The sequence below is a fragment of the Paramagnetospirillum kuznetsovii genome, from assembly GCF_003284725.1.
Classification (GTDB): domain Bacteria; phylum Pseudomonadota; class Alphaproteobacteria; order Rhodospirillales; family Magnetospirillaceae; genus Phaeospirillum; species Phaeospirillum kuznetsovii.
In genome coordinates, this window is record NZ_PGTO01000002.1 from 438,787 (window position 1) to 460,486 (window position 21,700).

Below are 21,700 nucleotides of genomic sequence, written 5' to 3' on the forward strand. Positions count from 1 at the left end.
GAGTGATATACCTTCGGCCGGCCACCATTCGCGGGGTGGATCATCTGGGATTTGGGTACATGACGGTTCAGCAGGGACTTGCCTTCGCCATTCTGATCGGAACCATCGGTTTGTTCGCCTGGGACAAGCTGCGCTACGACCTTGTCGCCATGTTGTCCCTGTCCGCCGGGCTGATCAGCGGCATCGTGCCGCCCGACAAGGCGTTTCACGGCTTCAGCGATCCGGTGGTCGTCGTGGTGGCCGCAGCCCTGGTGGTCAGCGCCGGTATCGAACGATCCGGCATCATCGAGCGATTGGTGGGGCCGCTGGGACGCCTGAAATCCCCCGATGCCCTGATCGGGACGCTGTCGGCGCTGGTGATGGTGCTGTCGGCCTTCATGAAGAATATCGGGGCCTTGGCCATCTTCATTCCGCTCGCCCTGCGCCTTGCCAAGGCCAACAACATTCCGGCGTCGCAGGTGTTGATGCCCTTGTCCTTCGCCTCCCTGGTGGGGGGGCTGATGACCCTGATCGGCACCTCGCCCAACATCATCGTCTCGCGGGTGAGGGAGGATCTGACCGGCCATCCCTATACCATGTTCGACTTCACCCCGGTGGGTTTGGGCATCTGTCTGTGCGCCATCGCCTTCCTGACCTTCGCGTGGCGGGTGCTGCCCAAGGACCGCCAGGGCGCCGCCTCGGCCGAAGCGCGCTTCCGCATCGAGGATTATCTGGCCGAAGTCCGCATCCTGCCCCAGTCGCCGCTGATTGGCGCCACCGTGGTGGATCTGGAGCAGTTGTTCAGCGGCGGCGCCCTGACCGTGGTCACCATCCTGCGCGATCACGGTCGCCGCTATGTGCCGGGCGGCAATTGGGAGTTTTCCGAAAACGACATTCTGATGGTCGAGGGCGATCCCATGGCCATCAAGCCGCTGCTGGAATCGGCCGGTCTCGCCATGGTCGAAGGCGGCCATGGTCTTGTCGGCGAGGACATGGTGATCATGGAAGCGGTGGTGATGCCCAATTCCCTGCTGGTGGGCACCACCATCGTCCAGAACGCGCTGCGCCGCCAATACGGCATCGCGGTTCTGGCCATCAGTCGCGGCGGCCGTCATCTGGTGGACCGTCTGCGCCAGATCGAATTCCTGGCGGGCGACGTCCTGGTGGTGGAAGGCGTCAACGACACCTTGCCCAAGACGCTGTCGCAATTGGGCTGCCTGCCGCTGGCCCAGCGCAATATCCGGTTCACCAGCCGGTCGGGCGCTATTCTGCCCATTACGATCGCCCTGGCGGCCATGCTTTTGGTGGCGCTGGGCATTTTGCCGGTCGCGCCCGCCTTCTTCCTGGCCGCCGTGGTGATGATCGTGCTGCGCTGCCTGCCCCTGCGCGAAGCCTATGAGGCGGTGCACTGGCCCATCATCATCCTGCTGGGCGGACTGATCCCCATTAGCGACGCCATCAAGAGCACCGGCGCCTCCGACCTGTTGGCCGGTTGGCTGGCCATGGCCGCGTCGCAGGTTCCGGCACCGGTCGCGGTGGGATTGGTGCTGCTGGCCTCCATGCTGCTGGCGCCCTTCCTCCATCACGCCGCGACGGTTCTGTTGATGGGGCCGGTGGCGGCGGCCATGGCGGTCAAGCTGGGGCTGGCCATGGATCCCTTCCTGATGGCGGTGGCGGTGGGGGCAGCCTGTGACTTCCTTACCCCCATCGGGCATCAGTGCAACACGCTGGTGATGGGCGTCGGTGGTTACCGCTTTGGCGATTACTGGCGGCTGGGTCTGCCGCTCAGCCTCATCGTGGTGGTGGTGGGAACCTTTTTAGTGCTGACGGTATGGCCCATTGGCCTTTAGGGGAGGACTGAATGAGGCTTTTTCCCACGGTTTTCGTCGTGCTCCTTTGCCTTGGCGGATCGGCCCAGGCGGCCGGTCTGATCGAGGAGGCCTTCGGCCTGCCGGTGACGTTCAAGGTGAATGGAAGCAGCCGTACCCTTAGGCTCGACGCCCTGGTCATCCGGCCCGACGACAGCCAACGCCATCCGTTGGCGGTGATCAATCACGGGGCGCCGCGCAATGCCGACGACCGGGCGGGCATGTCTCCGCGCAGCATGCGTGCCCAGGCCAGGGAATTCGCCCGCCGGGGCTGGGCGGTGGTGACCTTCATGCGGCGTGGTTACGGCGAGTCGGAAGGCGACTACGCCGAAAGCAGCGGCAACTGCGCCTCGCCCGACTACGTCAAGTCGGGCCGGACCTCGGCCGAGGACATCCGGGCGGTGATCCAGACCATGCGCAACGCCCCCTTCGTGGATGATGGCAAGATCATCAGCGTCGGCCGTTCGGCCGGAGGCTTGGCCACCGTTGCCTTGACCGCCGATCCGCCGCCCGGACTGATCGCCGCCATCAGCTTCGCGGGCGGCCGGGGCTCGACCGGCCCGGACGAGGTGTGCGTGCCCGAGCGGTTGGCGCAGGCCTTCGGAACCTTCGGCAAGACCTCGCGCGTTCCCATGCTGTGGGTCTATTCCGAAAACGACCATTTCTTCGGCCCCTCGCTGGCGCGCCGTTTCCACGCCGCCTTCACCGAGGCGGGCGGCCGGGCCGAGTTCATCGCCGCCGCCCCCTTCGGCAGCGACGGGCACAGTCTGTTCTCGGAAAAGGGAACCCCCATCTGGACCCGCTATGTGGACGACTTCCTGGCCCGCCAGAAGCTGGTCCTCGTCGGCCAATTGCTGGCGAGTCGCGACCCGACCTCCATTCACTATCCCAAGGGGCTGAGCAGCCAGGGCCAGGAGGCCTTCCGCAAATATTTGGACGCTTCCGACCACAAGGCCTTCGTCATGGCGGGGGACGGCAGCTTTGGTTGGCGCAGCGGCCAGAAGACGGCGGCGGAAGCGGTCGAGGGCGCCACCGGCTATTGCCGCAAGAACGCCCGCAAGACCTGCTATGCCGTAATGGTCGACGACGAACCCGTCCAATAGGGTTATTTCGCCGCGACCACCGGGGGAAACAGCCGTTCCTCGATCAAATCCATGACGTCGTCAGCGGTATGTTCGTCGCCATTGGCCAGCATGATCACCGTGGTGTCCTTGTCGGGATAGTGCCAAGCCTCGGCGCAAAATCCGGCGAAGCGGCCGCTATGGCCGAAGCGCGGGCCGAAATCGCTGGCGATCTGGACGAGGCCGTAACCATAGGACTCGTCCTCGTCCTTGCCCCATTCCGTCTTCATGGCCGACAGCATGGCAGGCGACAGCAGCTTGGAGTCTGGGCGGAACAAGGCTTTGAACAGACGGTCCAGATCGGCGGCGGTGGTGGTCACCGGCGCGTCGCCCAGCCGCGACGACCAGGCGAGCAGGCTGGCGTCGCGGCGTTCGCCTTGCGGCGTGGCCAAGCGGTAGCCATGGGCCAACCGGGGGTCGGCGGGCGCGACCTCGGCCGTACTGTCAGCCATCTCCAGGGGAGCGAGGATGCGCCGCGCCAGGATGGCGGCAAGGCCTTCGCCCTCCACTTGTTCCAGGATATGGCCCAGCAGGATGTAATTGGTGTTGGAATAGGCGTATTTGCCCGGCGGCGTCGCCGGACGGCAGCGGCCGAGACGCAACGCCTCGGCGGCGGTCCAACTGATGGACGGATGCTCGGGGATGGAAAACAAGGCGTTGCGCAGGCAGTCGGGCAGGCCCGAGGTGTGCGACAGCAAGCTGGCCAGATTGGCCTTGTCCAGATGGGTGATGCGGTCGGCATCGCGGGGATCGACGTATTTCAGCACCGGATCGGCAAGGCCCAGCTTGCCCTCGTCGACCACCTGGAGGATCGCCGCCGCCGTCAGGATCTTGCCCACCGAGGCCACATGAAAGCGGGTCTGCTCGGTGACCGGGGCGCCGGTGGCCAGATTGGCAAGGCCGGTAACCGCCGTCTCGCGCCCCTCGGGACCGGAGACCAGCAGGATGGCGCCTGGAAGGGCGAATTTGGCGGTGACGTCGGCCAGGATGGCACCAAGATCGGCGGCTCGCGCCGCGCTTGCCCAGTGAAAGAGCACCAGCGCGGCCAGCGTCAGGGCGGCGCCGCGGCCTCTGTCGCTTGTCTGCCTGGGGTGGTCGTGGGCGGACATGGCCGGGATGCTCCGAAAGGGTTTAGGACGGTCAGGCGTTGGCGATTGCCCGACGATGATAACGGAAGGCGCGGGCGGGATCGATGTCCAGATCGGGCCACCAGTCAAAGCCCGGTCCCTCATCCTGAATGGTTTTTCTCGCATTGATCTTGCTATAACCTGATTTCATATGGACCTCGGATACAGTACTTTTGTACAGAGGTGGGGCAATTGCCGAGGGCGGGAGGATTCTTGAATCGCATCGCGGCCTTCGTGACGGAGAACGCCAGGCTGGCTTGGGTCGTGGCGCTTTTGTTCGTCGTGGCATCTTCAGTCCTGGCGGCCCATCAATCTCGCGATCGGCGGGAGGCGGAGCGGTTGTCCCTGCTCCAGACCGAAGTGGGGCGGCGCGGCATCGAAATCATGTCGCAGACCCTGAACGGCAACGTGATGGGCTCGCTGTCCCTGTTGGGCGTGATCGACGACGAGGTCAAGCGCGACGCCCTCGGCACCCTGGCTCCCAACAGCCCCTATATGACCGGATTGCTCGCGGCTCTGAGCGGCGCCCATGGCGCCGACGGCGTTTTCGTCATCGGCCAGGACGGGATCTTGAAATCGTCCTGGGACATCAGCGGCAGGCCGTCCACCGGCTTGGATGTTCGCTTCCGTCCATACTACCAAATGGCCATGCAGGGCCGCGACAACGTCTATGCCGCCGTCAGCCTGGCTCGGGGCGACCGCTCGCTCTATTTCGCGACGCCGGTATTCGCCGCGAACAGTCGAAACAGCGCCGTCGTCGGGGCCGTGGTGGCCCGAACCAGTGTTGCCCGGGTGGATTCCTTGTTGCGGGAACGGGCCGATATCTCCTTGCTGCTATCGCCCCAAGGCGTGGTCTTCGCGTCGAGCCGCCCCGAATGGATCGGCACCCTGGCGGGAATGCCGAGCCCCGAACGTCTCAAGGCCATTCGCGACCTGAAGCAGTTCGGCGCCATGTTCGATCGCGCCGATCCGCCGCTGCTGCCCTTCGCCGTCGATGGCGGCATGCTGACCCTGGACGGGCGGCACTTTGCCCTGGCTTCGGCAAAGGTGCAGTGGAACGATCCCTACGGCGAATGGTCGGTGGTGCTGATGGAGGATCTGTCGCGCACGGTGAGTCCGGCCGACAGCCTGTGGGCGGGCCTTGGCACCGCGGCGGTTCTGCTGATCATGGGTGCCCTGGCATTGACCATGCTGCGCTACCTTCACGCCCAGACGCTGGCGATCCACAAGAATGAGGATTTGGCCCTGGCCCAGGCGGCCAGCGCCGAACGCAAGTCCAGGCGCGCCGAAGCGGGGCTGAACTTCCAGCGGGCCAAGTCCACCCATGAACTGGCCCGAACATTTCTGGCGGAGACCCACCGGATTTTGGGGGCGCTGCAGGGCATGATCTATGTCTGCGTCGGCCAGGGACAGATGCGGCTGGCCGCATCCTATGCCTGTGACGAGCGGGTTCCAGACGCGCTGGAGTCCGGCCAGGGCTTGCTGGGCCAATGCGTCATCGATCGCCAGCCGCGCGTGCTTGACACCACCGACCATCATTCCTGGACCATCCGCTCTGCCCTTGGCAATGCGCGACCGGCGGCGGTGATGATGGCGCCGTTGCTCTTGGACGATTCCGTCCTCGGCGTGGTGGAGATCGCGGTGCTGAACCATCCCGATCAGCATGCCCGTGAACAATTCGTCGAATTGGCCTCTCTGCTGGCCCTCAATCTGGAAATTCTACGCCGTCATTCCCCTGCCGGAACGGCCCTGACCGAGGCAAATCCATGACCTTCCTGCTGGACGTACTGGAACGCTTACCGCTGCCGCGCAAGCTGGCGCTTGGGTTTTCGGCCACTTTCCTCGTCTTGATGGTATTGGGGCTGTTCAGCCTGCATACGCAATCGAGCCTCAATCGTGAGGTGCAGGTTCTTTACGAACAGGAATTGCGGGGTATTTCCGACCTCAAGGACGCCCGCGTCGAACTGGCGAAGATGGGGCGTGCCCTGCGCCAGGCCATCTTGGCGCGCGATATGCCGGAACGTGACCGCGCCCTGGCCCAGCTGAGCGATGCGGACGGCGGCGTGCGCCGGGAAATAGAGCAAGCCCGCGGGCATGTCTTCAAGGAAGAGAACAAGCGCCATCTGGCCAAATTCGAAGAGCAATTCCGCACCTATAAAAGCAATGTGGATCAGGCCCTGGCGCAGTTCCGCAAGACCCCCGCCGATGCCGCCGCTTTTGTCTCGGCGCCGGATTTTCAACGAGTGGCCATCGCCGCCGACGAGGCGCTCGAAGCGGTGTCCCGTGCCAAGGAGGAGACGGCCAGGCAAGCCGCCCTGCGGGCTGCCGCCGTCGCCGAGGACGGAGCCCGCACGACGGTTCTTATCCTGGCCAGCGGCGTCGGGTTCGGGGTCTTGTTCGCATGGCTGATCAGCCTGTCCATTCGGCGCCCGGCCGAGCGGGTCCGCGATGTGGTGAAGAAACTGGCAGCCGGAGACCGCGACTTGGCGGTTCCGCATGTGGATTTCCCCAACGAGATCGGCGAACTCGCCCGCGCCATCGAGGTCTTGCGCAGCGAGGCCCGCCAGATGGAGGCCCAGCGCTGGATCAAGACCCATCTGGCCGACATATCGGGGGACTTGCAGGAGACCCAGTCCCAAGTGGAACTGGCGGGGCGGTTCCTGTCGAAGGTGGCGCCGCTGCTGAAGGTGGGACACGGCGCCTTCTATCTGATGAACGAAGCGGGGGATCGGCTGGCTCTGCTGGGCGGCTACGCCCATCGCGAGCGCAAGAGCCTGGAGCAGGGCTTCGCCATCGGCGAAGGGTTGGTGGGCCAGTGCGCCCTGGAGCGCTCGGCCATCATCATCACCCAGCCGCCCGCCGATTACATCAGCATCCAGACCGGCACCGCCGCGATGATTCCGAAGGCCATCGCCGTGTTGCCGGTGCTGCGGGGCGAGCGGCTGCTGGCGGTGGTGGAATTGGCCACCATGGAGGCGTTCGGTCCCGCCGAGCAGGCTCTGCTTGACGGTGCCATGCCCCTCTTGGCCATGAGCATCGAAATCATCGAACGCACGCTAAAGACCCAGCAACTGCTGGCGGAAACCCAGATCCAGGCGGCGACCCTGGCGGCCTCGGAACGCCAGATCAACGCCCGCAAGCAAGAGCTGGAGGCCATCAACGAGCAATTGGCCGAACAGGGTCGGCTGGTGGAAGAGCAGGCGGAAGATTTGGGCCGCGAACGCTCGCTGCTGCGCTCGCTGATCGATTCCATTCCCGACATGATTTTCGTGAAAGACATGCTGGGCGTCTATCTGGTGAGCAACCAGGCGTTCGCCTCCTTGGTGGGCAAGCCTTCGGACGAGATCATCGGCAAGACCGACTTCGATCTTTTCCCCCAGGAATTCGCCGAACTGTTCCGCGATCGCGATATCCAGATCGCCAGCGACGGTCAACGCCACACCAACGAGGAAGAGGTCGACTATCCCGACGGCCGCCATGCCTATTTGGAGACCACCAAGGTTCCGCTCAGCGGCCCTGACGGCGCCTTGCTGGGGCTGATCGGGGTTGCCCGCGACATCACCGAACGCAAGCTGGCGGATGTCGCGCTGTACGAGGCGGAGGAGCGGTCGCGGCTGATCCTCGGCTCCATCAACGAAGGCATCGCCGGGCTTGGCGACGATGGCAGGATGAGCTTCATCAATCCGGCCGGTGCCCGCATGCTGGGCTATGAACCCGATGAACTCGTGGGCCAGTTGATGCATCCCACGGTGCATCATGCCTATCCCGATGGCACGCCGTTTCCGCGCGACAAATGCCCCATGTACCACACCAGTTGCGACGGCCAGCCGCGCACGGTGGACAACGAGGTGCTGTGGCGCAAGGACGGCACCAGCTTCCCGGTGGAATACGCGACCACGCCGGTCATGAAGGACGGAAATGTGGTGGGCACCGTGGTGTCGTTCCGCGACATCACCGAGAGGAAAGCCGCCGAGGAGCGGCTTAACCGCGCCAATTTCCAGGCCGATATCGCCCTGGATCTTACCGGCAGCGGCTTCTGGCAGGTGGATTACAGCGACCCGGAATACTATTACCAGTCCGAGCGGGCGGCCAATATCCTGGGTGAGGAGATCAAGCCCGACGGGCGCTACCATCTCGCCGACGAATGGTTCAATCGCTTGGTCGAAGCCAATCCCGAGACCGCCAAGCTGACCGAGGAACGCTATCTCGGCGCGGTGGAGGGGCGCTATGACCATTACGATTCGGTTTATGCCTATAAGCGTCCCAGCGACGGGCGGATCGTCTGGGTCCACGCGGCCGGTAAGCTGGTGCGCGATGACGCGGGGAAGATCCGCTACATGTACGGCGCGTATCAGGACGTCACCAAGGAGAAGGAGGCCGCCGAGGCGCTGGCCGTCGAACGCGAGCGGCTGCAAACCATCCTCGACAAGAGCCCCATCAGCATCGCCATCACCACCAATGGGGTGATCCGCTTCGCCAATCCCATCGTGAACCAGAAATTCGGCTTCCATGTGGGTGATAAGGCTCCGGATGTCTATGTCCGCCAGGAGGATCGCGACGCGCTGCTGGCCAAGTTGAAGCGGGACGGCATCGTCGCCAATCATGAAGTCCAGATGTGGAGCGCCGATAGGACGCCGCTCGACATGTTGGTGACCTATATGCCGCTTCCCTATGACGGAGAGACCGGCGTGTTGGCCTGGCTGCTGGACATCACCGAGCGCAAGCAGGCCGAGAACGCCATCCGCGATCAGGCGGCCTTCCAGGAAGCCTTGGTGGACACCATTCCCTATCCGCTGTTCTACAAGGGACCGGACGCCCGCTTCCTGGGCTTCAATCGTGCCTACGAGCAGACCTTCGGGGTGCGGCGTCAGGAGTTGATCGGCAAGAGCGTCATGGACCTGGATTATCTCCCCGAGACGGATCGCCTCGCCTATCAGGCCGAGGACGAAGCCGTCATCGCCTCAACCACATCGGTGGAAAAGGAAGTTCCCATTCCCTTCGCCGACGGCAAGATCCACGACACCTTGTACTATGTGTCGGGCTTCCGGAAGGCGGATGGCGCCCCGGGCGGCCTGGTCGGAACCTTCGTCGATGTCTCGGATCGGAAGAAGGTCGAGGAAATCGAGCGCTTCAACCGCCTTGCCCTCGGACGTGAACAGCGCATCATCGATCTGAAGCGCGAGATCAACGGCCTGGCGGATCGGCTGGGGCAGGGCCTGCCTTACCAGTCACCCGAACAGCCGGAAGACGATATCGAAGAGTCCATCGACGCAATCGCGCCTGCCGCTCTCGACATCGCGGCGGTGCGGGGCGCCTTCATCCAGCTTCTGCGGGAAAACGAGTTGCAGGAGCTGTTCTCCAATTTCTGCGAGGCCGTCGGCATCGCCGCGGCCATCATCGATGTGGACGCGAACATCCTGGCCTCGTCGCGGTGGCAGCGGGTCTGCACCGACTTCCACCGGGTCAACGAAAAAAGCTGCGCCAAATGCATCGAAAGCGATACCGGGCTGGCCTTGAACCTCAACGAGGGCAAGGACTACGCCATGTATCGCTGCAAGAACGGCATGACCGACTGCGCCTCGCCCATCATCATCGCGGGCCATCACATTGCCAATGTGTTCATCGGCCAGTTCCATACCGGCGCGATCGACGACGCCTTCTTCATCTCCCAGTCCGACGCGTTGGGCTTCGAACGTGACGACTACCTGAGGGCGGTGCACGAAGCGCCGGTCATGGACGAGGAACGTCTCCCCTCGATCCTGGGCTTCCTCGCCCGCTTCTCGAAGCTGGTCGGATCCTTCGCGGTGGAGCAATGGAAGGCCAGCCAAGCCGCCATCAGCATCCGCACCCACGCGGCCGAGGTTCAGCGCGAACGCCTGGCGGCCATCAGCCTGGCCGAAGACGCCGACCACGCCCGTGCCGAAGTGGTGGAGTACAAGGAGCATCTGGAAGATTTGGTGGACGAACGGACCGCCGAACTGGAAGTGGCCAAGGACAGGGCCGAGGCCGCCTCCCAGGCCAAGGCGGACTTCCTGGCCAATATGAGCCACGAAATCCGCACCCCCATGAACGCCATCATAGGCATGAGCCATCTGGCGCTGAAGACCGAGCTCAATCCGCGTCAGCGCGATTACGTCAAGAAGATCCAGCAGTCCGGCTCGCACCTGCTGGGAATCATCAACGATATTCTCGATTTCTCCAAGATCGAGGCGGGAAAGCTGTCGGTGGAAAAGACGGCGGTGCATCTCGATACAGTCTTGGACAATGTGGCCAATCTGATATCGGAAAAGACCGTCGCCAAGGGCCTCGAACTGATTTTCGACATCGGCCCCGGCGTTCCCAACGACATGGTGGGCGATCCGTTGCGGCTGGGCCAGATCTTGATCAACTACGCCAACAATGCCGTCAAATTCACCGAGACGGGCGAGGTGGTGGTCGGCATCCGACTGCAGGAAGACGCGGGCGAGACGGTCGTGCTGCGCTTCGAGGTCAGGGATACCGGTATCGGTCTGACGGAAGAGCAGATGGGCCGCCTGTTCCAAAGTTTCCAACAGGCGGACTCCTCCACCACCCGCAAATATGGCGGCACCGGTCTGGGGCTGGCCATCTCCAAGAAGCTGGCCGAACTGATGGACGGACAGGTGGGCGTGGAAAGCGAGCCGGGCAAGGGCTCGACCTTCTGGTTCACCGCTCGCCTGGGCAAGGGCAAGCCCCGCCGCGCCCTGGTGCCGCGTCCCGATCTGCGCGGGCGCCACATGCTGGTGGTGGACGATAACGAGAATGCCCGCGCGGTGCTGGTGGATATGCTGTCGGGCATGTCCTTCCGCGTCGATGCGGTGGAGTCCGGCAAGGCCGCCATTGCCCTGGTGCGCGAGATGGCCAACGTCAAGCCGTTCGAAGTGGTCTTCCTGGATTGGCAGATGCCGGGCATGGACGGTATCGAGACGGCCCAGGCCATCCTGGGCCTTGGCCTGTCCCAGCCGCCCCATCTGATCATGGTCACCGCCCATGGCCGCGAGGAGATCATCAAATCCGCCGAGACCGCCGGGATCGAGGACGTGCTGATCAAGCCGGTCAATCCGTCCATCATGTTCGATGCCGTCATGCGGGCCTTGGGCGCGGTGCTGGAGGATGACCCCGAGGATGACGCCGACTCCGTCCAGGTCACCGATGCCGCCCTGGCCTCGCTCAAGGGATTGCGGGTGTTGCTGGTGGAAGACAACGACTTCAATCAGCAAGTGGCCACCGAACTCCTGGCCGATGGCGGCGTGGTGGTCGACATCGCCGAGAACGGCGCCATCGCCGTCGGGAAGGTCAAGTCGGGCGCTTACGACATCGTGCTGATGGATATGCAGATGCCGGTCATGGATGGCGTCACCGCCACCCAGGAAATCCGCAAGCTGGGCCATGCCGATCTTCCCATCATCGCCATGACCGCCAATGCCATGCAGGCCGATCGTGACCGCTGCGAGGCGGCAGGCATGAACGACTACCTCACCAAGCCCATCGACCCCGACGAAATGTTCGCCGCCTTGCTGAGGTGGCATGGGCCCAAACTGGCGGGCGCGGCATCGACCAAGCCGAAGGTCGCCGCGCCGGTCCCGGTGGCCGACGACGACGGCATTCCCGCCGATATCGACGGTCTGGACACCGTCGCCGGGCTGAAGCGGGTTCGCGGCAAGCGGCCGCTTTATCTGGATCTGCTGCGTAAATTCGCCCTTGGCCAAAAGGATTCCGTCGCCCGGATCCGGGCCGCCCAGGCCGCGGGCGACGGCGCGACCGCCGAACGTCTTGCCCATACGCTGAAGGGCATTGCCGGCAATGTGGGAGCGGCCGGGCTTCAGACGCTGGCGGCGGAAGCCGAGGCCGCCATCAAGGCCGGCGGGGCGGCGGTGGCGGAATTGGCGGCGCTGGACATACCCCTGTCGGCCATGACCGTTGAATTGGAACAACGGCTGGCTCCGGCGGTGGAATCCGATGGCGGCGGCCAGGATGCCGGAGGGCTGATCGAGCGCCTGCGCGCCCTGTTGACCGACAACGATCCCGAGGCGGAAGAATTGGTGGAGGCCAATCTTCGCCTTCTGCGCTCGGCCCTATCGGGGCGGGCCGACGAGATTGCCGCCCATGTGCGCGCCTTCGATTTCGACAAGGCGCTGGAACTGCTGGCTCCGGCCAAGGCCGATGACCGGCCGCCCTTGCCCGAAATCGATCCCGACGTGTTCGACTTCGACCAGATGGGGCCGATCTACAAATGGGACATGGAGCGGCTCGGCCCGATCCTGGCCGCCTTCCTCGACGATGCCGCGTCCAAGGTCGCCAAACTGGACGCAGGCGGCGATCTTGCCGTTCTGCGCAACATCGCCCACAGCCTGAAAGGCACCGCCAATACCGCCGGTGCGGTCCGGCTGGGTCGCTTGGCGGCGGATATCGAAAACACCGCCATCGCAGGCAACCAGGATGGCGCCGCCATGCTGGTTCCGCTGATGCCCATAACCTTGGCGGAGCTTCAGGCCGCCCTTGCCCCCATCGTGTCCAGGACAGGTGTTTCATGAGCGAATTCGATCCGCACCATCTGAAGGTTCTGCTTGTCGACGACGAGGCCTTCATCCGCAGCACCATCCGCCAGATCCTGATGCAGATCGGCATCCCCAAGACCAATGTCTACGAGGCGGAAAACGCCATGGCCGCCATCAACCAAACACTGCGCGTCCGTCCCGACCTCATCATTTGCGACATCCACATGGAGGGCTATGACGGCTTCGCCTTCGTTTCCAGTCTTCACAAGGCGCCTATTCCCGAGGCGGCGACCATTCCGGTGATCATGCTGACCTCGGACGCGGGCGCCGAGGCCGTCGCCATCGCCAAGGGGCTGAACGTCGCGGGCTATCTGGTCAAGCCGGTCTCCATCGCCGCCGTCAAGAAAAGTATCGAACGCGCCCTGAAGGTGACCCTGCCATGAACGAAGACTGCCGTCCCGTCGTCCTGGTGGTCGACGATACTCCGGACAATCTCAAGCTGATGAGCGGCCTGCTCAAGGATCTTTATCGGGTCAAGATCGCCAATAGCGGCGAAAAGGCCCTCTCCATCGCCGCCTCCGACACACCGCCCGACCTGATCTTGCTCGACATCATGATGCCCGGCATGGATGGCTACGAGGTCTGCCGCAGGCTGAGGGGCGATCGCGCCACCCGCGACATTCCCGTCATCTTCCTGACCGCCATGACCTCCGCCGAGGACGAGGAGATGGGTCTTAGGCTCGGCGCGGTGGACTACATCACCAAGCCCATCAGCCCGGCGACGGTGCTCGCCCGCGTCGAAACCCATCTCAAGCTCAAGGCCAGCGCCGATTTCCTGCGCGACAAGGCCGATTACCTGGAATCCGAGGTGGCGCGTCGCACCCGCGAGATCAGCGCCATTCAGGACGTCACCATCCTGGCCATGGCATCACTGGCGGAAACGCGGGATTCCGACACCGGCAATCATATCCGCCGGACCCAGTATTATGTCCGGGCACTGGCGGAGAAGCTGAAGGATCACCCCCGCTTTGTCAGCGCTCTCGACGACGGCGTCATCGACATGCTGTTCAAGTCGGCGCCGCTGCACGATATCGGCAAGGTGGGCATTCCCGATAAGATCCTGCTGAAGCCCGGCCGCTTCGAACCCCATGAGTTCGAGATCATGAAGACGCACACAACCCTGGGCCGTGACGCCATCGAGCACGCGGAGCAAAGCCTGGGCACCCCGGTGGCCTTCCTGGCCATGGCCAAGGAAATCGCCTTCGCCCACCAGGAAAAGTGGGACGGCGGCGGCTACCCCATGGGGATCGGCGGCGACGACATTCCTGTTTCCGCCCGGCTGATGGCGGTGGCCGACGTCTACGACGCCCTGATCAGCCGCCGTGTCTACAAGGACGGCATGCCCCACGAAAAGGCGGTCCAGATCATCCGGGAGAGCAGCGGATCTCACTTCGATCCCGACATCGTCGAGGCCTTCCTGTCCTTGCAGGACGAATTCAAAGCCATCGCCGCCCGATTCGCCGACAGCGACGGCGACATGCAAAAGAAGAAGCAATATCTGGAACAGGCCGCGGGCACTCCCTGACGGGCATGCACGGATGGGCTATCTTGCCGTGTTCGGGCTTCCCTGGGGCCGGAGCCCAAGCTGCTGGACGGTCTGCGCCGCCGGTAGGGTGAAGCACAGCGTCGCTCCCTCGCTCCGGCTGAAATCCACCCAGATGCGGCCGCCGTGACGTTCGATGATGCGGCGGCAGGTGGCAAGGCCGATACCGGTGCCGGGATAGATTCCAGGGCCGTGCAGACGGCGGAACACCTGGAAGATCTCACCGGCATAGCGCGGATCGATGCCGATGCCGTTGTCCTCGACGCGGATCAGCCATTCGCTGTCGTTCCGCTTGGCGTCCACCAGGATTCGCGGCGACACGCCGGGCTGGGCGAATTTAAGCGCATTGTCGATCAGATTGCGGAACACTTCGCTGAGTTGCGAGGCATCGCCATGCACCATCGGCAGCGCCGATGTCTCGATCACGGCGCCGGTGGCGGTGATGGTGGCCGCCAGGGTGTCACGGGCCACCGACAGGGCCTGATCCAAGGCCGTGGCGTCGAAGCTCCGGCTGGCGCCGCCGACCCGTGTATAGCTGATCAGGCCAAGGACTTGCGCCTGCATCCGCTCGGCGGCGGCGGCAAGATAGTCGAGGAATTCGTGGGCCTCGATGTCGATGGTCTCGCCCAGCTTGCGGCGCAGCAATTGAGAAAAGCTGACGATGCCGCGAACCGGCTCCTGAAGGTCGTGGGCGGCGACGAAGGCGAACCGCTCCAATTCGCTGTTGGCTTCCATCAGGCGGGTCATGGAGGCTTCCAGCGAATGTTCGGCCGCGACCCGTTCGGTGACGTCTTCCAGCGCGACAACGACCCGTTCAAGGGTCTGGCGATGACCCTCGGGCACCAGCCAATTGACCACCACCTGACGCCGCTGGCCATCAAGGGTCCGAACCTCGGCGTCCACCGCCAACTGCCATTCGCCGACCCAGATCGCCAGCAATTGGCGCTCGAAGGCCTCGAACGACTTCGCTGTGAAGGTGGTGCCGAGATTCCCGAGCAGCGCGTCGCGGTCGGGCGCTCCGTGCAGGGCCAAGGTGGCGGTATTGACCTCGATCACCCGGACCAGCGCGGCGCATTGGCGGACAAATTCGGGGTGCTGGCGTAGATAGCCGAAGAAGTCGCTTCCGATATTTCGGCGCACGGTATCAATGGCCGCCTTGACGGCGGAAAAATCCTCTTCCCACAAGGAAACCGGCGAACTGTCGAACAAGGTGCGGTAGCGGGTCTCGCTATCGACCATGGCCTGATAGGACTGTCGGATAGCCTGGCTCATATCTCCGAAGGCGATGGCCAGGTCCAGGAATTCGTCATTGGCGCCATCGGTCGGCCAAGGCGGAGCGGGAAGGGCGCCGAGATCCGCCCGGCCCAAGGCGCGGGCATGGGCCGCCATGCGCTCCAAAGGCAGCGTCACCAGCGGCTGCACCAACCGGTACAGGGCGGCCGATACCGCCAGGGCGATGATCAGATCGGCCAGCAGCACCATCCAGGCGCGCTCCAGGATCGGGCGACGGATATCGGCCAGGCTGGCGGTGATGGTCAGCGTGCCGAGATCGACCTCGCGGCCGAGATAGCTCCGTGTCAGCCGATAGGTCCGCACCAGCGGATCCTCGCCCCCCTCCTCGCCCGCCGCCGCCATCACGCGGCCATCGTCATCGGCCACCACGGCCCGGCGGATATAGGCCAGGTTGGTGATGCCCTGCACAAGACTGTCCAACCGTTCGCGGTCCTGCAGCCAGGCATTCTCGCGTATGCTGGCCAAGGTGCTGCCCTCGATCTGTTCGAATCGCTCGATGGCATGAGTCTTGGCCTGGACGTATTCCGCCCCCACCAGCGCCACCGAAACGGCAATGGTCACGGCAAGGCTGATAAGGAATAGCCTGGCCATCAACCGACGGGCCAAGGGGCGCCGTGGTCGAAGCAGGGCGCTGTCCATCACTTCACGCCGGTGACGGAGGCACCGAGTCCGCCGAACACCCGTTCGGCCAGGGCTTGATAGGAACCGTCATCCTTCATTCGCCGCAACTCGACGGCGACCTTGTCGACGAGGCCTTCATGACGTCGGTTGAGATAGAGATACATGGGAACCCGCGCCAACGGCGTCTCGCCGCATTTGATCGCCTGATTCATGGCCTTGGCCTGCCACAGCGCTTGCCAGCGTTCGTGCAGGATCACCTCGGTGCGGCCGATGCGGAGAAGTCCCACCAGTTGCGCCGCATCCTTGGCGACGGCCAGATCGCGGACAGTCGGCAGATTGCGCTCGAAGATCTGCCAGCCGATGATATAGGCAACACCATGAGACGTAAGCTCGTCCCAGCGTTGCGGCGGCGGCGGCCCCGCCGTGCAGGCCACGAAGTCGTTGAAGAACATCGGCTCTGGCACCCGGACCAGATTGGGGAATTCCTTTTCCATCCCCGCCACCCGCCCGGCCAGCCCATCGGTCACGCCGTCATCGGCCAAGTGGAAGGCCCGGGCCGCCGCCAAATTAACATCCACCTTCGCCTGGACGCCCGTCCGGGCAAACACGTCGCGGACCAGAATTTGGTGAAAGCCGGTTCCGTCCGAATTGCTCCAGGGCGCGATCATGCCCGTGGACAAGACCAGCGTGGCGTTCTCGGCGGCCGCGCCGGAACCGGCGACGGCACCGATCAGGATGGCGGCGAAGACTGCCGCCTTGGACCATCGAGAAGGTGAACTAACCATAAAGAGATAGTACATCGGATCTAGCTTATATGCAGCATCCGTTTCCGTGGCATGTGAATGCGATATTTCCCCTTGGCCCGGCTGTGGTGATATGGTCTGCCGCGCCCGGCTCCGTGACCGGGCTTGGCCGTTCGTTCCCTCGACACCGCGACGAGGGGGTATTTATCTTCGCGGATACGGGCCACCGGCATATGCCCGGCGCCTGCCGCTCAAGGCAATGAAAGCATGACATCGGATATGGATCTTTTTCCCGTGGGGCATCCGCTCCTCCGCGCTTTGACCGAGCGTGACTACACCGACCCCACGCCCGTGCAGGCCGCCGTTCTCGAACCGGGCGCGCAAGGCCGCGACCTGCTGGTTTCGGCTCAGACCGGCTCGGGCAAGACCGTGGCCTATGGCCTGGCCATGGCCGAGACCCTGCTCGGCGGCGAATTCACCCTGGAAGCGGCAGCCGAGCCCCTGGCGCTGATCGTTGCACCCACCCGTGAGCTTGCCCTGCAGGTGCACCGCGAACTGACCTGGCTGTACGAGCATGCGGGCGGACGGGTGGTGTCTTGCGTCGGCGGCATGGACCCGCGGGCCGAGCAGCGCATGCTGGGCCGTGGCGCCCATATCGTGGTGGGGACTCCCGGTCGCCTGCGCGATCACCTGGAACGAGGCGGATTGCGCATCAATAATCTTCGGGCGGTGGTGCTGGACGAAGCGGACGAGATGCTGGACCTCGGCTTTCGCGAAGATCTGGAGTTCATTCTCGAAGCGACGCCGCAGACCCGTCGGACGCTGTTGTTCTCGGCCACCCTGCCCAAAGCCATCGTCACCATGGCCAAGCAATACCAGCGCGACGCCTGGCGCATCGCCGTGTCGGCCGGAGAGCAAGGCCATGCCGACATCGAATACCGCGCCGTCCGGGTGGCGCCCAACGAGATCGAGCACGCGGTGGTCAATCTGCTGCGCTTCATCGAATCCCCCACCGCCCTGGTGTTTTGCAACACCCGCGAATCCGTCCGCCATCTTCAGGCCATCCTGCTGGAACGGGGATTTTCCGCCGTGGCCCTGTCGGGCGAACTGGGCCAGAACGAGCGCAATCAGGCGCTTCAGGCGCTCCGCGACGGCAGGGCGCGGGTCTGCGTTGCGACCGATGTGGCGGCGCGTGGCATCGACCTGCCCAATCTGGGTCTGGTCATCCATGCCGAGCTGCCGCAGAACGCCCAGACCTTGCAGCATCGCAGCGGCCGCACCGGCCGGGCCGGGCGCAAGGGGATCAGCGTGCTGCTGGTGCTGTTGTCGCGGCGCCGCAAGGCCGAGATGCTGCTGCAGGCCGCCAGTGTTCAGGCGGTCTGGGGCGGCGCGCCCTCGGCCGACGACATCCGCAAGGTGGATCAGGAGCGCCTGCTGCAAAGCCCCTTCGTCACCGAGGATCTGACCGAGGACGACATGGCCATGGCCAAGGCCCTGCTGGCCGAACGATCGCCGGAGGATATCGCCGCCGCCCTGGTCCGCATGTACCGCGCCCATCTGCCCGCCGCCGAGGAAGTGTTCGATCCCGGTCCCGGCACGCCGTCGCCGGAGCCGCGCCCGTTCAGGGAACCGCGCGAGCCCCGGGGCGAGCGCAGCAACGGCTTTGCCGGTGGAAGCGTGTGGTTCAGGCTCAATGTGGGGCGGCAAAAGAATGCCGATCCGCGCTGGCTGATTCCGATGATTTGCCGCCAGGGCAAGATCACCAAGCAGGAGATCGGTGCCATCCGCATCTTCGAGCGCGAGACCAAGGTCGAGATCGACGCGGCGGTGGCCGGGCGCTTCCTGGCTGCCGTCCGGCATGTGGAGCGCGCCGATGTCCGCATCGAGCCGCTGGAAGAGGCAGCGCCGGTCGAGCACGCGCCGCGCAGACCGCGGACCCATGACGCCAAACCCGCCCAGCCGCCACAGGCCCAGGACTTCGTCAAGCCGGTCAAGCCGCCCCATCAGGCGCCTTGGCGGCTGAAGGCGGGGGGGCGGCCGAAGCCTAAGAAGAAGTAGTCGAACGGAAAAGACGCGGAAGGAGACATGAATGGAACTGCCGCTTCGCTTTACCCAGGCTCAGATCGAAAGCGTCTTGGAGGACGCCGCCATCTATATGTGCGCCTGTCCGGCCCAGGTCTGTCGTGAAATCCTCAATCTGCGCAACCTCTACCGCTATCAGCAGGACTGCGTGGCAGGAAGCGGCGATCCCCATGTCCACGGTCTGATCGCCGAATCGGTGATGGCCACCCATAAGGTGATGGAGGATTGTCTGGCGGCCGTCATGGACTACGAGGGCTGGGATCGGGTGACGCTTCGGATGCCCGACGGCCTTCGCAAGATTCGCGATACCTTGATCGAAGCCGAAATCGGACCCGGTTCCTGACCCGGCTTTGCCATTGGGAACGGCAAGGGCGGCCAACGGCGCTTACGCTCAATCTCCCGCTCAGCTGCGCAGCCCCGGCGCTTCATGCCCGGTACGGGCCACGTATTCCGTGTAGCTGCCACTGTACTGGTGGATACCGTCCGGCGTCAGTTCCAGCACCCGGTTGGACAGGGCGGCCAGGAAATAGCGGTCGTGCGACACGAACAGCATGGTCCCCTCGTAATTGGCCAAGGCCGTGATCAGCATCTGCTTGGTATCGAGATCGAGATGGTTGGTCGGTTCGTCGAGAACCAGGAAATTGGGCGGGTTGAACAGCATGATCGCCATCACCAGGCGGGCCTTTTCGCCGCCGGATAGGACACGGCATTTCTTTTCCACGTCATCGCCGGAAAAGCCGAAGCAACCCGCCAGGGCGCGCAGCGATCCCTGGTTCGCCTGAGGGAAGGAGTCTTCCAGGGACTCGAACACGGTGCGCTCGCCGTCCAGCAGCTCCATGGCGTGCTGGGAGAAATAGCCCATCTTGACGCTGGCGCCGACGGTGACGGTGCCGCTGTCCGGTTGGGTCGCTCCCGCCACCAGCTTCAAGAGCGTCGATTTACCGGCGCCGTTGACCCCCATGACGCACCAGCGCTCCTTGCGGCGGATGGTGAGGTCGAGACCCTGATAGATGGTCCGTCCGCCATAGCCCTTGTCCACCTTCTTCAAGACCGCCACATCCTCGCCCGAGCGGGGCGCGGGCGGGAACTCGAAGGTCACGGTCTGGCGCCGCCGAGGCGGCTCGAAGCGCTCGATCTTGTCCAGCTTCTTGACCCGGCTTTGCACCTGGGCGGCGTGGGAGGCCCGCGCCTTGAAGCGTTCGATGAACTTGATCTCCTTGGCCAGCATGGCCTGCTGCCGTTCGAACTGGGCCTGCTGCTGCTTTTCGTTCAGCGCCCGCTGGCGCTCATAGAAAGCATAATCGCCGGAATAGGTGTTCAGCGAGCCGTCGTCGATCTCGATGATCTTGCCGACGATCCGGTTGAGGAACTCGCGGTCGTGGGACGTCATCAGAAGGCCGCCCTCGTAGCCCTTCAGGAAGTCCTCCAGCCAGATCAGGCTTTCGATGTCCAGATGATTGCTGGGCTCGTCCAGCAGCATGGCGTCGGGCCGCATGAGCAGGATGCGCCCCAGCGCCACCCGCATCTTCCAGCCGCCGGACAAAGCCCCCACGTCGGACTCCATCATCTCCTGGCTGAAGCTCAGGCCCGCCAGGACTTCGCGCGCCCGGCCCTCCAATTCGTATCCCCCCAGTTCCTCGAAGCGGGCCTGCACCTCGCCATAGCGCTCGACGACGGCGTCCATGTCGTCGCGGTCGGGATCACACATGGCCGCTTCCAACGCGGCCAATTCCGCCGCCACGCTGCTGACCGGCCCGGCGCCGTCCATCACCTCGGCGACCGCGCTGCGGCCGGACATTTCCCCCACATCCTGATTGAAATAGCCGATGGAAACCTGTTTCTCGATGGACATCTGGCCCGCGTCCGGAACCTCCTCGCCCGTGATCATGCGAAACAGCGTCGTCTTGCCTGCTCCGTTGGGGCCGACAAGGCCAACCTTTTCGCCTCGGTTGAGGGCGGCCGAAGAGTCGAGGAACAGTATCCGGTGGCTGTTCTGCTTGCTGATATTTTCGAAACGGATCATGTGCGGCTGGGTTCCTGTGGCGGGGGCGCCCCCTTATGCCACAGGAAGCGGGGCGCGACAGAGTCCTGATCGACGCCCGCGCGTGAGCGCATCGTGGTCTGCGTCGACGAGCACGTGGATTCGGGACGCCTGGCGCCGGTCGCCAAACGCGCTGCCGACCGGCGCGGCGCGGCCTGGGCGGCGGTGACCGTGCAGACCCCATTGTGAACGGGGGGATTACCCTTTCGGGGGGCTGCCCGTGATCCGGCCATGAAAATCATCCCGCCGATCATTCGGTACGGCCAGCACGTTCAGTTGAGATGGGAGATGAAACCGCTGCTCGGGCAGAAAGGGCAGCAGAACGAGGGTGGCGCGTCCATCCTTGACGGTTGGCAGGTTTTGAACGACGAAGCTGGGCTCTCCCGCCTCCCATCCCGCAAGGTAGAAGCCATAGCCACGGTCGGAAAACCAGTGGAACGGATCCAGCGTCAATCCAGGGCGGTCGCGGTGGAGCCAATTCTCAAACACCACGTAGGGCCGCGCCCTCTCTATGGTGGCGGTGGCTCCATGCAAGACCTCAAGCTCATGATCCTCGGCATCGATCTTGATCACATCCGGTGACGGCAGGTCCAGGGAGTCCAGGGTCGCTAGGCGAATGGTAACGCCATTTGCTTCCCCAATGCGGGCCAGACCGCTCTGGATACTATCGGAAAATGCCATGGTGCTGCTGCCGATGCTGTCAGCC

General features: G+C 64.2%; 13 protein-coding genes. 8 read left to right on the plus strand and 5 right to left on the minus strand.

All coding sequences use genetic code 11. The features are described 5' to 3' along the window. Positions 1 to 59: 59 nt before the first annotated feature. Positions 60 to 1,829 carry an SLC13 family permease gene (locus CU669_RS04740; RefSeq protein WP_112142634.1) on the plus strand — a complete coding sequence of 590 codons (1,770 nt, stop codon included), beginning with the start codon at positions 60 to 62 and terminating at the stop codon, positions 1,827 to 1,829. Between the two features lie 11 nt (positions 1,830 to 1,840). Next, positions 1,841 to 2,950 carry an alpha/beta hydrolase family protein gene (locus CU669_RS04745; RefSeq protein ID WP_112142635.1) on the plus strand — a complete coding sequence of 370 codons (1,110 nt, stop codon included), beginning with the start codon at positions 1,841 to 1,843 and terminating at the stop codon, positions 2,948 to 2,950. A gap of 2 nt (positions 2,951 to 2,952) precedes the next feature. On the opposite strand, the gene CU669_RS04750 is transcribed toward CU669_RS04745, so the two are convergent. Then, complete coding sequence (locus CU669_RS04750) at positions 2,953 to 4,077, minus strand: serine hydrolase domain-containing protein (RefSeq protein WP_161539583.1); 1,125 nt, start codon at positions 4,075 to 4,077, stop codon at positions 2,953 to 2,955. A 231-nt stretch (positions 4,078 to 4,308) separates the two neighbouring features. On the opposite strand from CU669_RS04750, the gene CU669_RS04755 reads away from it, so the two are divergent. Genes CU669_RS04755 through CU669_RS04785 form a run of 4 tightly spaced genes read left to right on the plus strand, consistent with a single transcriptional unit; the run spans position 4,309 to position 14,196 of the window. After that, positions 4,309 to 5,865, plus strand: coding sequence for a GAF domain-containing protein (locus tag CU669_RS04755; RefSeq protein ID WP_112142637.1), 1,557 nt, complete (start codon positions 4,309 to 4,311; stop codon positions 5,863 to 5,865). Continuing rightward, on the plus strand, positions 5,862 to 12,647 hold the full coding sequence (locus CU669_RS21750; RefSeq protein WP_239988539.1) for a PAS domain S-box protein: 6,786 nt from the start codon (positions 5,862 to 5,864) through the stop codon (positions 12,645 to 12,647). Before CU669_RS04755 ends, CU669_RS21750 begins: the two co-directional genes overlap by 4 nt. Continuing rightward, positions 12,644 to 13,054, plus strand: a complete 411-nt coding sequence (locus tag CU669_RS04780; protein WP_112142638.1) for a response regulator — start codon at positions 12,644 to 12,646, stop codon at positions 13,052 to 13,054. The genes CU669_RS21750 and CU669_RS04780 overlap by 4 nt, the downstream gene beginning before the upstream one ends. Beyond that, on the plus strand, positions 13,051 to 14,196 hold the full coding sequence (locus CU669_RS04785; RefSeq protein ID WP_112142639.1) for a response regulator: 1,146 nt from the start codon (positions 13,051 to 13,053) through the stop codon (positions 14,194 to 14,196). The genes CU669_RS04780 and CU669_RS04785 overlap by 4 nt, the downstream gene beginning before the upstream one ends. Positions 14,197 to 14,214: 18 nt before the next feature. On the opposite strand, the gene CU669_RS04790 is transcribed toward CU669_RS04785, so the two are convergent. Both CU669_RS04790 and CU669_RS04795 read right to left on the minus strand, forming a co-directional pair. Further along, positions 14,215 to 16,098, minus strand: a complete 1,884-nt coding sequence (locus CU669_RS04790) for a sensor histidine kinase (RefSeq protein WP_239988540.1) — start codon at positions 16,096 to 16,098, stop codon at positions 14,215 to 14,217. A 47-nt stretch (positions 16,099 to 16,145) separates the two neighbouring features. Further along, entirely contained in the window at positions 16,146 to 16,913 is a 768-nt protein-coding gene (locus CU669_RS04795) for a type 2 periplasmic-binding domain-containing protein (RefSeq protein WP_112142641.1), read from the minus strand. 252 nt (positions 16,914 to 17,165) lie between these two features. Here CU669_RS04795 and CU669_RS04800 point away from each other — a divergent pair, with 252 nt between their 5' ends. Both CU669_RS04800 and CU669_RS04805 read left to right on the plus strand, forming a co-directional pair. Beyond that, positions 17,166 to 18,929 carry a DEAD/DEAH box helicase gene (locus tag CU669_RS04800; RefSeq protein ID WP_456095304.1) on the plus strand — a complete coding sequence of 588 codons (1,764 nt, stop codon included), beginning with the start codon at positions 17,166 to 17,168 and terminating at the stop codon, positions 18,927 to 18,929. 31 nt (positions 18,930 to 18,960) lie between these two features. Continuing rightward, complete coding sequence (locus tag CU669_RS04805) at positions 18,961 to 19,296, plus strand: hypothetical protein (protein ID WP_192884576.1); 336 nt, start codon at positions 18,961 to 18,963, stop codon at positions 19,294 to 19,296. 60 nt (positions 19,297 to 19,356) lie between these two features. Here CU669_RS04805 and CU669_RS04810 read toward each other — a convergent pair whose 3' ends face one another. Both CU669_RS04810 and CU669_RS04815 read right to left on the minus strand, forming a co-directional pair. Next, a complete protein-coding gene (locus CU669_RS04810) occupies positions 19,357 to 20,976 on the minus strand; it encodes an ABC-F family ATP-binding cassette domain-containing protein (RefSeq protein WP_112142642.1) in 1,620 nt (539 codons plus the stop codon). Between the two features lie 216 nt (positions 20,977 to 21,192). Beyond that, positions 21,193 to 21,675: an FkbM family methyltransferase gene (locus CU669_RS04815; RefSeq protein ID WP_112142643.1), complete on the minus strand. Its 483-nt coding sequence runs from the start codon at positions 21,673 to 21,675 to the stop codon at positions 21,193 to 21,195. Between the last annotated feature and the right edge of the window lie 25 nt (positions 21,676 to 21,700).